This window comes from Pirellulales bacterium (assembly GCA_019694455.1).
Taxonomy (GTDB): domain Bacteria; phylum Planctomycetota; class Planctomycetia; order Pirellulales; family JAEUIK01; genus JAIBBY01.
Map to the genome: position 1 here is coordinate 34,256 of JAIBBY010000037.1, position 16,100 is coordinate 50,355.

A 16,100-nucleotide genomic window follows, 5' to 3' on the forward strand; every position below is an offset into this window, starting at 1 on the left:
CTCCACCAGGGACTACCACCGCTAACGGCGCGAACACCGATCGAGGCATAAGATGAAACACGGCAAGAGCAAGCAGCGTTGGGTAGTTTGGGGCCTGTTGGGACTTTGGTTTGGTGTGCTTCGCTCCGCTACGGCCGACGACTGGCCGCAGTGGCGAGGGCCCGGCCGCGACGGCGTGTGGAGTGAGAAGGGCATTGTCGACAAGTTTGAGTCACCACAACTTGCCATCAAGTGGCGCGCAAAGATCGCAGGCGGCTATAGCGGCCCGACGGTGGCGCACGGACTGGTGTACGTCACCGACCGTATGACGGAGCCGAAGCAAATCGAGCGTGTGCATTGCTTCGACGCGGAGACCGGCTCTGAGGTTTGGTCGCACAATTACGACTGCACCTATGTGGGAGTGGGCTACGACGCGGGACCGCGAGCTTCTGTCTCGATTGACGAAGACAAGGCGTACTCACTGGGCGCCATGGGGCACTTGCACTGCTTCGACGCCAAGTCGGGGAGTGTGATTTGGCAGCGTGACTTGAACGCGGATTTCAAAATTGAGATGCCGATCTGGGGAATCGCCGCCTCGCCCCTGATCTATGGCGATTTGATCATCACGCAAATTGGCGGCGAAGGCGCGTGCGTCGTGGCGCTCGACAAGGCAACAGGCGTTGGACGATGGAAGGCGCTAGCCGACCGAGCGTCGTATTCGGCGCCGATTTTAATTCAACAGGCCAGAAAGGATGTGCTGGTAGTTTGGACGGGCGATCACGTGGCGGGCCTCGATCCAAAGACCGGCGACTTATATTGGCAACACGAATTCAAGCCGACACGGATGGTGATCGGCATCACCACGCCGGTTTTCAACGACAATCGGCTATTCGTATCTTCGTTTTACGACGGCTCACTAATGTTGCGGGTTGATCCCGATCGTCTCGCCGTTGAGCCAATCTGGCGAAAGCTGGGTAAGGACGAGCAGCATACCGTAAGCCTGCATTCGATCATCAGCACCCCGGTTCTTGATGGCGATCATGTGTACGGCGTTGATAGCTACGGTGAATTGCGGTGCCTGGACGCGAAGACGGGCGAGCGCATTTGGGAGAGCCTGGAGGCGGTGCCGAAGAATCGCTGGGCCACCATCCACACCGTCAAGCATGGCGATCGGTACTTCATGGTCAACGAACAAGGGGAGATCGTCATCGCACGACTCGCCCCTGATGGATTCCACGAGATCAGCCGCGCCAAGTTGATTGAACCGACGGTGTTGCAGCTAAATCGGCGCGGCAAGGGGGTATGCTGGGCGCACCCTGCGTACGCGAATCGCCATGTCTTCGCCCGCAGCGACGAAGAGATTGTGTGTGCCGATTTGAGCGCCAAATAGCTCTATTCAGCGGTCCAGCGGACGTAGTGGCCGGTCGGCAGACGCCGCCCATCGTTGGCTGTCAGCCAAGACTCGTCTGCTTCCATTGCAGGGGACCGGAAATACCTGGCAACTAGCATCGCCAGACGATCAGCATTCCAGCCAGGCGTGTGGCAAGAAAGCAGCATGAATCCGGGTGATTCCCACAGCGACGCGCACAACTGAAGGAGCGGCTCAAGGTCGCGCTCCAATTTCCAAGCGCTTCCACCGGCGCCATGTCCGTAACTGGGAGGATCGAGCACCAGGCCGCGATACCGCCGTCCCCGCTTCTGTTCGCGTCGCACAAAACCGAGCGCGTCGTCGACGATCCAGCGAATCGGACAATCCGCCAAACCGCTCAGTCGAGCGTTATCGCGAGCCCAGCCGACGGCGGAGCGCGCGGCATCGACATGCGTGACGGTTACCCCGGCGCTCGCCGCTGCAATCGTGCTGGCGCCGGTGTAGGCGAAAAGATTCAAGACGGCGCAGCCGGACGACACGCGGCGCGATTGCTGACTGATCCAATCCCAGTTGTCGCGCTGCTCGGGAAAAACTCCAATCTGTCCCGAGGCGGTAGGCTTAAGTTCGAGCCGCATCGTCTGGTACTGCCAGATCCACGGATCAGGGGACGGAGTATGGATGTTCCATTTGCCTTGACTAGCGCTTTCGCGAGAGTAGACCAAGTTCGCATAGGTCCAGAGATGTTCATCGCGCCGCGGGACCGATGCAGCAGGCGCGGGGCGATCGACGATTACCTGGCCGAATCGCTCCAGCTTGCGACTGTCGCCAAAATCGAGCAATTCGTAATCACCTTGCGCCAGTGCTTGCGTCATAGCGAAACAGAATAGCTGCCTGGGCAATCCGTTGCGACCGGGGCGCATTCTGTCAGAATGTTCCCAACAAATTCGCACAAGGAAGGAGCGTCCATTGCCACGGCCAGTCACGTTGTTCACGGGCCAGTGGGCCGACATGAAGCTCGAAGACCTAGCTCGCCGCGCGCGCGAGTTTGGCTACGACGGGCTGGAGTTGGCGTGCTGGGGAGATCATTTTGAAGTCGATCGCGCGCTCAATGAGCCTGGATACTGCGCCAATCGGCGCGATCTGCTGGAACGCCATGAGTTGCAGATCCATGCGATTAGCGCGCACTTGGTGGGCCAGGCAGTGCTTGATACGGTCGATGCTCGCCACCAGAGCATTTTGCCGCCGGCGGTTTGGGGGGACGGAAAGCCCGAAGGGGTAAACCGCCGCGCGGCTGAGGAACTGAAGAACACGGCTCGAGCCGCGCAGCGCATGGGTGTGAGCGTGGTGAATGGCTTTACCGGATCAAGCATCTGGCCGTACTTGTACTCGTTTCCACCCGTGCCAGATTCGACGATTGACGCGGGTTACGAGCTATTCGCCGAACGCTTTCAGCCGATTCTTGATGTCTTTGGCGAGTGTGGAGTCCGCTTCGCCCTGGAGGTCCATCCCACGGAGATCGCATTCGACATCCCCACGGCGCAGCGCGCGCTCGAAGCGGTGGGACGCCGAGAAGAGTTTGGCTTCAATTTCGACCCCAGCCATTTGCACTGGCAAGGCATCGACCCCGTGGAGTTTGTGCGGGCGTTCGCGGACCGAATTTATCACGTTCACATCAAGGACGCGGCGGTGACGTTGAACGGCCGATCGGGAATCTTGGGGAGTCACTTGAACTTTGGCGACCCTCGGCGCGGCTGGGATTTTCGCTCACCCGGTCGAGGGGGTGTGAACTTCGAGGAGATTATTCGCGCGCTGAACCAAATTGGCTATCAGGGGCCATTGTCGGTGGAATGGGAGGATTCTGGAATGGATCGCGAGCACGGGGCGCGGGAAGCCGCTGAGTTCGTGCGGCGGCTCGATTTTGCGCCGAGCGCGGTCACTTTCGACGCGTCGTTCCAGAAGCAACAATGAAACTGGCATCGATCGCGAGTTCGGGGGCACTCTTCCTAAACACTGAATTGAGCTAGTTCATGCAGCGCATCGTTTTACTTGCAATGGCGGCATTGGCTTGGCAGGCAGCGGCAATTCGCGCCGCCGAGCCGATTGACCTCACAGTATTGACCTTCAATATCCTGGTCGAAATTGGCGACCATCCACCGGCGCCACGATGGAAGGAGCGGCGTGAGGCGAGCGCGAAGCTGATACTTGACACCAAGGCGGACTTGATTGGACTGCAAGAGCCAACGCCGGCTCAGGCAGCCTACCTGGTGAAGGCGCTGCCGGGATACGAGGCGCTGTTCCACAAGGGCTATCCCGACGCCATGTTGCTCTATCAGCGCGACACATTCGAAGAGCTGGGGAGGGGCGAATGGTGGCTGTCGCCAACGCCAGATCGGGTGTCAATTGGGTTTGGAAACGCGCTGCCGCGATTGGTGGTGTGGGCCAAACTACGGCATAAGGCGAGCGGCCGCGAACTTTATTTCTTCAACACGCACTTCGACAACAGCATGCCGAGCCAGGTGCGGATGGCGGAATTGTGCCAGCAAAAGTTTGCGCCCTTTGTCGCCGAGGGACTGCCGATGCTGTTTGTCGGCGATTTCAACACCGAGCAAGAACGCGGCGATTATCCCAAGCTGACCAGCGGCGGCTGGAAGGATTCTTACACCGTATGTGAAAAAGCGTCGCCCGGCGGGCGAGACGACAATGTGCGCACCATGCTGGAAGGGGCCGGTCGCATCGATCATATCTTCTATCATGGCGACGGCTGGAAGCCGCTGAAGTGGCGGCGATTGGAATATCCCGATCCGAATAAGCCGCTTTCGGATCACTATCCGGTGCTGGCTGAGTTTAGACTGGAATAGAGCCGCAGCTTCTGGATCGGGAATTGACGTTGTATCTCGCGGCAAGAGGCCCGCTTTGATGTGGTGGATTGGTACGCAGCGCGCCTGGAACTTCAAGCTGATTGTGTGCGCGGTCATTGCGTGCGCCGGTCTTTGGGCCTCTGGATCGCAAGCGGCTGCCGGGGCACTTGAGGTCATTCAGCAAGATCGGGCCCGGCTGGAGTCGGAATTCGCCGCGCAGCTAGAGCGGCTGGCTGCAACGTGCGAAGCGCAGGGATTGACCGACGAAGCCCGCAAGACTCGGCAGCTCACCCGCCCGCGCGATCCGTGGACCTTGTATGTCGTCACGTTGTCTGGCGACGTCGACGAAGACTTGACATCAGATTCCTCTGCGCCGGCGGCGCGCCAATGGGAAGCCGAATTGCGCAAGCTCGGAGAAGCGCATGCCGCCGGGTTGTTGGAGCTGGCGCGGCAGGCGATGCGGGCCAAGCACGCCTCGCTGGGGTACGAGTTGGTGCTGGCCATGTTGCGCGTCGATCCCGACAACGAGCAGGGGCGCAAGCTACTGGGTTTCATTCGGTACAAGGGCCGTTGGCACACACCGTTTGAAGTGGAGAAGTTGCGCAAGGGGCAGGTGTGGCATGATCAGTTTGGCTGGCTGCCGGCCGGCTATGTGTCGCGCTATGAGGCAGGAGAGCGCTACTGTAATGGGCGCTGGATCAGCCGCGAAGAGGAGACGCGACTACGCAGCGACATGAGCCGGGCGTGGCATGTCGAGACCGAGCATTACTCGATTCGAACCAACCACAGTTTGGAAGCTGGCGTAAAGCTGGGACAGCGACTGGAGCGGCTATACCGCGCATGGCAGCAAACGTTCGCCGCATACTATGCCTCGCCGGAACAACTGCTCCGACTCTTTGAAGGCCGAGGCGCAGGGCGGGGCGATCAAGGCCCACGCCATCTGGTGACGCATTTCCGCAATCGAGAGGAGTACAATCGCGCGCTGGAGGGACATATTCCACGCGATGTGGCCACAACGGGGATTTATCTGGGCGATATGCGCACCGCTTACTTTTTTGCCACGGACGACGAGGACCACAGCACCCTGTATCACGAGGCCAGCCACCAATTGTTCAGCGAGACGCGCGACGTGGTGGCAAACATTGGACTGCGAGCGAACTTTTGGATCTTGGAGGGGATCGCTTGCTACATGGAATCGCTGTCACAGCACGGGGGATTCGACACACTCGGCGGCACACGCGCGCCGCGACTAGCCGCAGCGCGACACCGCGCGCTGGCGGATCAATTCTATGTGCCGCTGGAACAACTCACGCTTTTGGGAATGTCGCAACTGCAACGCGATCCGCGAATCGCCAAGTTGTACAGTCAATCGGCGGGGTTAACGCACTTTCTGATGCACTTTCACGACGGCCTCTATCGCGACGCGCTGTTGGGCTACATCTCGGCGGTCTACTCTGGCGTCGATCGGCCTGGCACGCTGGCGGAGTTGACAGGCAAGAGCTACTCCGAGTTGGACCGAGAATATCGCGAGTTTTTGGAACAATTGCCCATTGAAGCGGCCGCGAAATAGGCGAGCCAGCGACGGCCGACTACGATGGGCAGGGGCGCTGCTGACCTCCAATCCACTGCGACACGACCTGGGCCATGCCAGCTTCGACCGCCAAGGCGCGCGATATCGGTGACAAGCCTGCCGGGTTGGCGGCGCATCCATCGACGGGACTAGAGCCGAGCAATCGCCTCCCCGGCCGTTTGACACGCCATCTGCGCGCGGCGGACATTGCATCGCTGATCGCTTGCTGCGTCTGCTTTTGTCTGTGGACAGTGGCGACCACCCGCACGATCAGCTTGCCGCAGATCGGCATTTTGGCGTCACTGACGATCTGCGCACTGGTTTGGGGACGAGTGATTTTCGCGCTGGCGGGTCTGAATCAGTTTGTGCCGCGGCTGTTCTCGCACGCGCTCTTAGTGGGGATGCTCTGGCTGGGACTGACGCTGGCGGCGCTGCGCATGCTAACGCCGATGAACCTAGCCAACCTGTATACAGCACAGGCGATTGTCGGACTAACGCTGTACGCGACGCTAGCGCGCCGCATTGGCGACTGGAACCCTGGCCGACGCGCGGAGTGGCCCAGCTTTATCGTGACGCTCACCAGTTTGTTGGCTTCAACGTTCTGGCTGCGGCACCTTTGCCCCGTCGCGGAGACAGCGGAAGATTGGACGGTGTACCGGCCATTTGTCGAGTACTTCTTCCACGCGACGCATGTGACGCCGCTGCTACTGCCCGGCAGCGCGGTTGGCAACGGCTCGATTCAATTCGCGGGGGTGCCGCTGGCTTTTTATCACTACGCCAGTCTCGCCTATCCGGCGCTACTGGCCGACTTGGGCGGCAGCGGGGCCTATGAGGCGCTGACATCATTGTGGTACCCGCTGGGAACTTTCCTCGCCGGACTAGCTGCGTACTTTCTGGGGAGCCAGTGGTTTGGACCGCGGGCTGGCTTCTGGTGCGCGATTGCCTTGCGGCTACTGCCCGATCCCTCGATTTGGGGATTTGGCATCGACCTCTATTCCTTCAACATTTTTCTCGAAGCGATGCCGGCGCTTGCTTACGCGGTGTCGGCGGCGGCAGTCGCGCTGGGGATTTTGGCAATCGCGATTCGCCGTCGGCGGATACTGCTGGTTTGGTTTTCGTTGGCGATCGCCGCGTCGACGATCTTTTTCAAGGCGAATGTGTTTGTGGCGGTTGTGCCGCTGGGCTGCCTATTGTTCCTCTTGGCATGGCGTCGCTTTGGAACACAGCGGATGTGGCCGTCGGCCGTGGCGCTCGGGGCGCTGGGCCTGGCCGGAATTGTAGGGCTAACTCAATTGCGTTCGGCGCCATCGGTTGGCATCGACCCCGAACTGGGCAGCGCATTCGCGGATCATATCTTGGCAGCGCAGACACCGGCCGATTCGGCGGCGCAGCGACTGCGGCCTTACGTCATGCAAAGCGGCGCCAGCGGCGCGCTGGCGCGTCTCGGATTTGTGATACTCGTCACGTTTCAAGGGGGCTTATTGTTGCTTGCGGCAGCGATGATTGCATTGGCGATCGATCGCCGGCGCGCCTGGCTGCTGTTGGCGCTGCTCATCGCGCTGGGGCTTTATCTGGCATCAGCGATACTGTTGCCGCCCAACGCCAACGGCGATCCGTTTGAACTTCAGCACCGCGCGTTTGCGTGGGTGTACTTGTTGGCGGTGGTTTGGACGACAGGCGTGCTGGTGACCTTTTGGAATCGATGGACACCGCCGAAATGGCGCACCGGATACCTGGCCGCACTGCCACTATTGGCCGTGCCGCTGGTGTTGGGAACGCAAACATTCATTGACCGGTCCTCCCCGGTGAAAACCGGACTTGCGGACTGCGCGCGGTATATCCATCGCGAGAGCAATCCGCTGGACGTCGTTTGGGATTCGCGGAACGATCCGACGCTCTTGACCGCGGCGCTGACCGAGCGACGGGCGATGGTGAGCATTTCGCCCACCGACACGTATCCTGGCAGCGGCGCGCTGAGCGCGATTCATCGCGAGCGGGGCGCGCTGACAGAAGCTTTCAAGCAGGCAAGCGCCAGTGAGAACGTGCGGCGCATCGCCAAAGAAAGCGGCGCTCGCTGGTTCTTACTGCATGCCGGCGACGATGTGCAATGGCCGAGCGAGTTGCTGTCGCGGCCAATGTTTGAATCACGCGGCTTTCGAGTTTATGACCTCACGCAGATGTGAGGCGTGCGCCACGAATCAGTCTTGAGCGACCTTCTTGGTTACTTGTTCTTTCAAGGCCGTGCCGGTTTTGGGATCGATCTTGAGATTCAGATTCTCGTTGTCGTTGATCCAGAACACGAAGCCATTGAACATCTCGTCGTAGGTCTGGTCTCCATACGGCACGGCGCGGGCAGGATCAGGGTTATACGGATTGAACTTTGAGTTGTCGAAGTGAGCGATCGCCTCGATCTTGGTGCCTGCCGGAATTTTATCGTGGCAGACATATCCCAATTGCCACTCAAAATTGTAGTTGGGAATTTGCAACAGCGTTTCGGTCTTGCCGTCGGGATAGTGCGCCTTGAAGGTCATATCGCGACCGCGCACGTGCATGTGCGAGAAGAGCCCCAGCAGCGTCGCGTCGTCTTTGATCTCGCGAGATTCCGCAATCTCGAACATGCCGTCGCCCGGGGTGATCGACCAGCCGCGCGGGTCCAAGACAAAGAACTTGGTGGTCTTGTCAACGCGCTCTTTGGCAAAGCGAAAGCCAACGGAGATTTGTGACTTTTCGGGCTTACCGGTGGTGGTGTAATGAATTTGCAGCACTAGCGCAGAGCCTTTGAGAATCTTGTAGGCCACCTGCGGCGCGGTGGGATCGTCTGACCGCAGATCCATGGGCATGCCGCCCGGCACGTAACCGGTGATGAAGGTCTCGGCGCCTGCCTTGCCGGCCGCCAGATTGGCATAGGCCATGTTGCAGTGATGCACGACGTTGCGATTGTGCGGCAATATTTCGATCGCCTGCACGTAGGTGTCTTCCTTGAAGAGATACGGCAGGAACACGTATTGATACGGCACGAAGCCTTCGGCCTGCACGTCGTGCGTGTCCTTCATGGTGACGACCAGATCGGGCTCGCCGATCCGCCATTTCGACTCTTCGAAGACTAATGGCTGCGGCGACTTGGCAGGGTCGCCGGCCGGTGTGCCGGCCTTGACCCAGGCCAGAACCAGATCGCGTTCGTCGCTGGTCATGCCCGGGTCGTTGGTGAAGTGGCCATACTTGGCGCTGGCGTACCAGGGCGGCATGCGGTGATCGGCGACGACCTCGGCCACCATTTCGGCATGGTCGGCGACATCTTCATAGGTCATGAGGGCGAACGGCGCCGGGGTGCCGGCGTGATGGCAACCTTGGCAATGCCGCTGCATGATGCCGGCAATCTGTTCATGAAAAGTGACCGGCAGTGTCGTGGTGGCGGCGCGCGGCGGCGTGATACGGCAGCCATCGACGGGGGTCTCTGCAACGGAGATGGGTTTGCCTGCGAGCAACTCGCCGATGGCGACTTCCAGATCTTCGCGGCTGGCGGTCGGCTGCGCGCCGCCAGTGCGGTACTGGTCGTTAATGCGACCGCGATAGACGAGCTTTCGCTGCGCGTCCAAAAGCGCGACCTGCGGCACGCGCTCAACGCCGAGTTCTTGGCAAACCGAGTGATCCTCGTCGCGGACAACTGGAAACTTGAAGCCATTTTCGAGCGCGTGCGAGGCCATTTCCATGATCGTCTCGCCGGGCGAGCAATACACGCCGACGAACTGAATACCTTGCCCGCTAAATTTGGCGTCCAGCTCCTTGAGCCGCGGGGCAAATCGCTGGGCGATTGGGCAGTCGGAATTCAAGAAGACCAGCGCGTAGCCTTTGTGCTCGCCCAACTCGCCAAGCGTGCGTTCCAGGTAGCGAATGTCTTTGAAATGCAGATCGGCGACCACATCGCCAATCTGGGCTGCCGCCATCGCGCTAGAAGCCGCCAAGGAGCCAAGAACTGTCAATACCGCCAACGATTTGAATATCCGCATAGCTTGGTCTTCCGGTTACGTTCGCGCCGCTCAAAGTGGCTCAGGAACTACCCTCTATTGCATCAGCCCGCGTGGGTAATTGCAACGCTGATTTTTGAACTCATGTAGGCGGTTTACAACTCATCGAGGCTGCGAGGCCAATCGTCTTTCAGTAGCCGTGAGAGCGAGCGATCGGCGAGAATCTTGCCATCGGTCTGGCAGCGGGCGCAATAGTTGGTTTCGTTCTCGGCGTAACGAATGCGCTGCACCGGGGCGCCGCACACGGGACATGGCTTGTTGAAGCGGCCATGCACCGCCATCTCGGGCCGAAAGGCGGTCACTTGATCGGGAAAACCGACGCCCACTTGTTGTCGAAGCCGCGCAATCCACTCGCCGAGGGAGCCCTGCACGGCGGCAAACAGCCGCGCAATCTGTTCATCGTCTAGCCGACTCGTCAAGGCAAGGGGCGAGAGGCGGGCGCGATGCAGGATTTCGTCGCTGAAGGCGTTGCCAATTCCGCTAATCAAGCGCGGATCGGTGAGCGTTCGTTTGATCGTGTGATTCTCGCGGCGCAGCACGGCGGCGAACTCGGCGAGCGTGGCGGCCAGCGGTTCGATGCCGCCGGGATCGTGTTCGGCGAGGGCGCCTTGGCCTTGCACAAGAAACAGCGACGCGCGACGTTTGGCGCCGGCTTCGGTGAGGATCAATGTGCCGAGTGGAAAATCGAACGCGGCGAGGCTCTGCTTGCCGGCGAGCCGGGCGCCGGCGATCTTCCAATGCAAGCGACCGGCGATCATCAGGTGGAGCACTAGCCACAGGTCGCCATCGAGGCCGATGGCGATACGCTTGCCGATACGGCGGAGGGCGACGACTTGCCTGGCGCGAACCGCTTCGAGCGGCGGTTCAAACGTGCGTAGCAGGAATGGGCTGCCGACCCGCACGCGAGTCAGTTTTTGGCCGAGAATGCGCTTCTCGAGCGCTTCGAGATAAACGGCGATATCTGGCAGTTCTGGCACGGGGCGAGGACAGGATGACAGAGAATCTGGTCGCCCTACCGCAGTTCGATCAGTATCCCCGAGTGGGCTCGAACCACTAACCTTCGGCTCCGGAGGCGGCGATCCGGCAGGGAAACGAGGGCTTCGGCAACTTCACAACTCGCGATTCGGAGTCGAGTTGCGACGAAAAACGCAAGACCGACAGGCGTGCTCGGTTGTCCGAATTTTACGCGATCTCCCGGCGATTACCAGCGTTTCTGCACCAGATTCCGTATCACAGCGGCATAAATCAATGACCTTCGGCTGGTGTCGCTTTTCGGTCCGCATTCAGGTGTCGCGCCTTTCGGCGCTGATACAGAATTCGCCATAACCAGGGCTGTCATTTCTATTCTGGCTGCCCGAATAGCGCGCCCCAGACCTATACGCTCGTAGACCTGTCAGATGACCGGCGCCAAACAACTGCCGCCAACGCCAGCGCCCCAATCGCTGCCATCAGAAATGTGCCCGGCTCGGGCACAACCGTGATCGTATAGACGCCATCCATAAAGGCTGCGTCGTAACTGAGGCGGTCTGAAACGACGCTTGCGCCGGAAGCGTCGAAATCTCCGCCGACGCGAAACAATTCGAACTGGTCTCCGAAGCGGGGGACAAACCCGTCAATAAACGTCAGGCGCACCGTCCCTGCGAGGAACAAATCACCGCTAACGTCTAGCTGGTCGTATTCACCAGGAAGGGCCCCTCCGATCTCCATGAAGAGGCTGCCCAAGGCCCCCTGTTGAAAAATGCCGTCGATATGCAGGGTGCCTGGTGAAAAACCGGGCGAGACCGAGCCACCGTCGACCAACACGTCACCGAGAATCGTGCCCGTGCCGCCTAGGGTGCCGCCGGGGCCAACTCGCAGGGTATCGAGAGGCACGTCCGCCAATGTGCCCGCTCCGACGTTGATCTTTCCGCCCGTCGCAAGTTCGACTCTGCCCAAGGCCCCGATGGATAGCTGGTTTCCGACCACGGCGGAACCGTTATTCGTTACTTCAAGAAGTCCCTCACCAGCGTGACCTACATCAAGCTGAGTATTGGCCGCCAGCGTGGAGCCACCGCCGCGCACAATCACCTCTCCTTTTCCGGCGTTCTCGTAGCCAATCTCGATGGTATCAGCAATTGCGTTACCTCCACTGAGAACAGACATTTCTCCGCGGCTTGTCCGCCCAATCGAAAAACTCTGGCCGGCTGAAATCTCGCCGCCATCTCGCACCACAATCTGACCGTGGCCAAGTCCCGATATGCCTCCGGCGGCTGCGCGTAGATTCTCGCTCAATTCGATGACTGCGTCGTTGGCCACGGTCAGCACACCCTCTCCGGCATGTCCAACAGCAATGAAGCTCGATTGCATACGTGTGCCCAGCCCGTCGATCAGAACCTCCGCTACACCCGACGCTTCTGTGGAAGCGATGTCGGTCCAACCTGCCTGGATTGTCGAGCCAGACCGCGCAGTCAGGGACGCTGAGCTGACGTCACCGATCGTGAGCGGGCCGCCGACAAGCAACGTCGCGTTGTTCTCCACAACAACTTCGCCGTGCCCGACGTTTGACACACCGCCTGATGCGACTCGCAATCGATCGTTTACACGCACTTCTCCCCCGTTCGACACGGTCAATTGTCCGTTGCCTTGATCTCCGATTCGCAAGTAGAGATTGGCATGAAGTAGCGCACCACTTCCAGTGACAGTGAGTGCTCCCGTGCTATTCTGGTCGTACCCAACTTCAACCCAGCCTGGAACCACCTCAGCACTATCTGTGACAGTAAACGCCCCATTCCCTCCCTGACCTACTCCAAGCGACGCTCCAATGGTGAACACTCCGTCGCCCCGTACAACGAGATCAGCGGTTCCCGGCGCCATGCCGAAATCTGTCATTGGTGTGCCAACGAAAGCATGATTAATCACCCCGAGTGACCCCGTGTCACCGTTTGGCGTATTCCAAGAGTTGAAGTTGAGTGTCCAATCACCGCTCTGCACATCCACTCCACCAACTTCGGCGGCGCCACCGGCGACGAAATGTTCGCCTCCTGCCAAGGGATAATTCAGCGTGGCATCGCCGAAAAAGATGTACCTGGGGGGTGTGCCCGGCAGCACGGGGGCTGAACCCGTTCCCAGCAGAGCCAGGTCGTCGCTATCCGGCGGAGCGAAGCCGTCCCAGTTGATGCCGTCGTGGAAGCTGCCGACGCCACCGACGGCTACTTGCCCACCCTGGTTGCCGAACCACCGGACGTCGTCTGCATGCAAGCTTCCCACGCTGCACAAGACCACTTGTAAGAAAAGCAAAATACAGCAGCTGCCGTGCCCGACTTGGCGATTACGCCATGGATTCCTACGACGCATTGCGACCAGGATGCCAATGCCTCCAAGTGTAGCCAATGCCAGCGTGCTGGGTTCCGGTACCGCGGTGACGCGCAGAGAATAATCGCCATGGGCGAAGGTCGCTTCGTATTCTAGACCGGCGGGTCCGTTCATCCAGTTGAACACCGCCTGAATAGCATCAAAGGAACCCCCAATCCGAAACAGGTGAATGTCGTCACCAACATGGAGGTCGACGCCACTGGCAAGGGACAGTTCCACAATTCCTTGCAGTGTCATGTCTCCATCGATCACCAACGGTGCCGCATCAATGCCATCCGTAAGGGCAGCGGCAAGCGTGAGTAATGATTCGCCTCCATCTCCCGCGGGCACCGAAGGGTTGACTAATAACGATATTGTTCCCAGAGGGCCTTGATTAAAGTGTCCAAAGACGTGTCCGAAGAGGTGTCCGCCTACTTGCGCTACGTGTCCGCTGTTTTCGAGGCTACCGGTAATCTCCAACGGTCCCCGCAAAGTACCGCCCGGATGGATGACCACATCTCCCTGGATTTCGTACGGCGTCGTGGTAAATGTACCGGTGCCAAATGGCAAACTATGGACGACCCCGCCATCCCCGATCGATAGCGTCCCGGCGATGGCCGCGGGGCGCTGGTCAGAATCAGCGATGACCGCAGCGCCATTGCCTGACAAATTCAGTTGCCCACCGGCATGTCGATCAAAAACAAGTTCCGCGGCGTCGATCCTCGCGATGTTCATGCTGGCGGCACCGCCTACTTCAATGCGACCGTGCCCTTCCACCGCAGGTCCACCGAGCGATCCATCGTAGCGATATCCCACTTGGATACGACCCGCGGTCAATTGCCCACCGGACTCTACGCTCAGCAGTGCAGGTCCAGAAACGCCTACATAAACAGCACCGGCATCCACTTGCGCATTGTCACCCGTAACAACGACAGTACCGCCGAGACTATCGATGGACGGAACTTCACCGGGAAGCGTGCTTCGAAACCCACTGCTAATTGCGAACTGGTCGACGATGAGTGTGGCGCCGTCCTTGACTGTTAGATTGCCTGACGTCCCACCCGACCCAACATTCACGTTGGAACTCGCCCAAACTGTGCCTACGTCCGTCAGGGTCACCGAACCATGCCGTGGCGCCTCTGTAACAAGCGTTGGCCAACCAATGAATAGATTGTTTGAGACTACCGTTCCCGGGAAAGAAAAGGGCGCCACATCCACCGTTAGCTGGGCGGTATCCGGAAGCCCAGCAACCGATGTCGGAACACCAATGCGAACAATGTTGCCAGCGTTGTAGGTGATTCCAGGATTTCCAAAACGGAATTCGTAATTGCCGCTGACAACGGTCGCCTCTTCAGTAGCATTGTTTGAGAGGAATAGAACGAATTGATCGGCAACGGTCGTTGCAAGACGGTCCCCAAAAAACGCGAAATCGTTGTAGTCCGGCACCTGCCCGTCCCAATTAGCAGCGAAATCGAAGACCCCGCCCGCCGGAACGTCCCATGACACCACGACGTGCGGATTGGGCTCCACTGCAAATGCGTGGGACTCGACAGTCGCACAAATAAGTATCGCTGTGATGGCACGAAGTATGCGTCTGACGAATGGAAAGAAGAATGCGCAGGGCGGAGAGGAGGAGGCAGCATATCGTACCTGGCTGCAACCACACCGCTGTTCAGCGAACCAACGAGTACTTCTTCCTGTTGCACCGGGCAGAGCAATCTCAATCATACCTGACCAACGAACGTCGGCGGCTTGCGATCGCGACCTTGCGCCTGTCACTCCGGCGAGCCATACCAACAAGGACGCTATGCGCGAAAATCTCATGAAGAGCACCTCAAATGTTGCGAGAATCCACGTCCCGGCCCAATTCGTCGCGAACATTGCTCGACATGCAGAAACCCGGGCAGATTGCAGGAACCTGCCTACGAACGGTTCCGTCAAGGCAGGTTTACCCATCCGAGAATCTGGCTTGAGAACCAGCGGATGATGGCGAGCAGCGAAGGAACCGAGGAATCTGACGTTACGAGATCGAGGGTTTCACCAGGAACTGGTGCCCCCATCGACGAACAGAGGCCAGAGCGTCAGTAGCTGCTCCGAGTCAAAGGCAAAAGATCGGTTCAGTGAGTGCCAAAAGCCCTCTGATCATCTAGGGGTCATTTTTCTTGGCAACCGAACGCAGAATTTCAAAGAACTTGGGGGCGGCCAAATTTTGCCGTGCCTCGATTCCCTATGTCCTGTACGACCATTGGGTTAGAGTACTCCAGTAGTGTTCTGGCACTGGGCGCCCCGCACAATGGGGGAATGGGCCCTTTAGAATCGCCGAGAAACATGTCTCGACCACCATCGCCTCTGCCAGCTCGGGTCACGGCCCAATCCGTCGACCGGTATCTCGCGGCTGCGAGGGGCGGCCGCCAATCCGCGCTGGAGAAGCTGTTCGACTACTACCGGGCCTACCTGACGGCAATAGCCCGACGCAGTTTAGACCAGAGGCTTCAGCCAAAGTGTGCCCCGTCGGATTTGGTGCAGGAAACGCTTACGCTCGCATTCCGAAAGTTCGCGGCCCAGAACATCATTGTGGAAGCAGAACTCCGCACCTGGTTGCGGAAGTTACTGAAGAACAAAATCCGCGCGACGCAGCGCCGGTATGGACGTGGGACAAAACGCGACATTGCAAAAGAAGTTTCGCTCTACGAGTTTGAATCGAAGCAGATGCTGTTCGAGCTTGCGGCGCAAGCGGGCGAGTCCCTCGGTGCGGACCTCGATCGGCCGGAATCTGTTAAGCGCATTGAAGCTGCCCTGGCGCGATTATCCGAGGGGCATCGACTGATCATTGAGCTGCATCACCGGCAGAATCGCAAGTTTACGGAGATCGCTCAACGGTTGAACCGTTCGCCCGACGCCATACGCATGTTGTGGGTCCGCGCGTTGCGACGCCTAGCCAAGGAACTGGAACGGGGCAACAACGATGT

The 16,100-nt window shown here is 59.4% G+C and carries 10 protein-coding genes; 6 read left to right on the forward strand and 4 right to left on the reverse strand.

Annotated features, from left to right (window positions below):
- Positions 1–52 precede the first annotated feature (52 nt).
- On the forward strand, positions 53–1,369 hold the full coding sequence (locus K1X71_14800; GenBank protein ID MBX7074412.1) for a PQQ-like beta-propeller repeat protein: 1,317 nt from the start codon (positions 53–55) through the stop codon (positions 1,367–1,369).
- Positions 1,370–1,371: 2 nt separating this feature from the next.
- On the opposite strand, the gene K1X71_14805 is transcribed toward K1X71_14800, so the two are convergent.
- Positions 1,372–2,220 (reverse strand): class I SAM-dependent methyltransferase, encoded by an 849-nt coding sequence (locus K1X71_14805; protein ID MBX7074413.1) that lies wholly within the window; start codon positions 2,218–2,220, stop codon positions 1,372–1,374.
- Between the two features lie 94 nt (positions 2,221–2,314).
- Between K1X71_14805 and K1X71_14810 the strand changes: the two genes are divergently transcribed.
- From K1X71_14810 to K1X71_14825, 4 genes are all read left to right on the forward strand, one after another.
- Positions 2,315–3,316: a sugar phosphate isomerase/epimerase gene (locus K1X71_14810; protein ID MBX7074414.1), complete on the forward strand. Its 1,002-nt coding sequence runs from the start codon at positions 2,315–2,317 to the stop codon at positions 3,314–3,316.
- Between the two features lie 59 nt (positions 3,317–3,375).
- The gene (locus K1X71_14815) at positions 3,376–4,206 is read left to right on the forward strand and encodes an endonuclease/exonuclease/phosphatase family protein (GenBank protein ID MBX7074415.1); all 831 of its coding nucleotides are present in this window, start codon (positions 3,376–3,378) and stop codon (positions 4,204–4,206) included.
- Between the two features lie 58 nt (positions 4,207–4,264).
- A complete protein-coding gene (locus K1X71_14820; GenBank protein ID MBX7074416.1) occupies positions 4,265–5,776 on the forward strand; it encodes a hypothetical protein in 1,512 nt (503 codons plus the stop codon).
- A gap of 74 nt (positions 5,777–5,850) precedes the next feature.
- A complete protein-coding gene (locus K1X71_14825; protein MBX7074417.1) occupies positions 5,851–7,959 on the forward strand; it encodes a hypothetical protein in 2,109 nt (702 codons plus the stop codon).
- 15 nt (positions 7,960–7,974) lie between these two features.
- On the opposite strand, the gene K1X71_14830 is transcribed toward K1X71_14825, so the two are convergent.
- The 3 genes from K1X71_14830 to K1X71_14840 all read right to left on the reverse strand — a co-directional run bounded on the left by K1X71_14830 (position 7,975) and on the right by K1X71_14840 (position 14,661).
- Positions 7,975–9,783, reverse strand: a complete 1,809-nt coding sequence (locus tag K1X71_14830; GenBank protein MBX7074418.1) for a redoxin family protein — start codon at positions 9,781–9,783, stop codon at positions 7,975–7,977.
- A gap of 113 nt (positions 9,784–9,896) precedes the next feature.
- Positions 9,897–10,778, reverse strand: a complete 882-nt coding sequence (locus tag K1X71_14835) for a hypothetical protein (GenBank protein ID MBX7074419.1) — start codon at positions 10,776–10,778, stop codon at positions 9,897–9,899.
- A gap of 397 nt (positions 10,779–11,175) precedes the next feature.
- Positions 11,176–14,661: a PEP-CTERM sorting domain-containing protein gene (locus K1X71_14840; GenBank protein ID MBX7074420.1), complete on the reverse strand. Its 3,486-nt coding sequence runs from the start codon at positions 14,659–14,661 to the stop codon at positions 11,176–11,178.
- Positions 14,662–15,459: 798 nt separating this feature from the next.
- On the opposite strand from K1X71_14840, the gene K1X71_14845 reads away from it, so the two are divergent.
- Positions 15,460–16,100 (forward strand): sigma-70 family RNA polymerase sigma factor (locus K1X71_14845; GenBank protein ID MBX7074421.1); only part of this gene is annotated, 641 nt, incomplete at its 3' end.

Excerpts from the sequence above, each read along its gene's own strand:
- K1X71_14800 (MBX7074412.1), top strand. The coding sequence starts at position 53 with ATGAAACACGGCAAGAGCAAGCAGCGTTGGGTAGTTTGGGGCCTGTTG.
- K1X71_14805 (MBX7074413.1), bottom strand. The coding sequence starts at position 2,220 with ATGACGCAAGCACTGGCGCAAGGTGATTACGAATTGCTCGATTTTGGC.
- K1X71_14815 (MBX7074415.1), top strand. The coding sequence starts at position 3,376 with ATGCAGCGCATCGTTTTACTTGCAATGGCGGCATTGGCTTGGCAGGCA.
- K1X71_14820 (MBX7074416.1), top strand. The coding sequence starts at position 4,265 with ATGTGGTGGATTGGTACGCAGCGCGCCTGGAACTTCAAGCTGATTGTG.
- K1X71_14825 (MBX7074417.1), top strand. The coding sequence starts at position 5,851 with ATGCCAGCTTCGACCGCCAAGGCGCGCGATATCGGTGACAAGCCTGCC.
- K1X71_14830 (MBX7074418.1), bottom strand. The coding sequence starts at position 9,783 with ATGCGGATATTCAAATCGTTGGCGGTATTGACAGTTCTTGGCTCCTTG.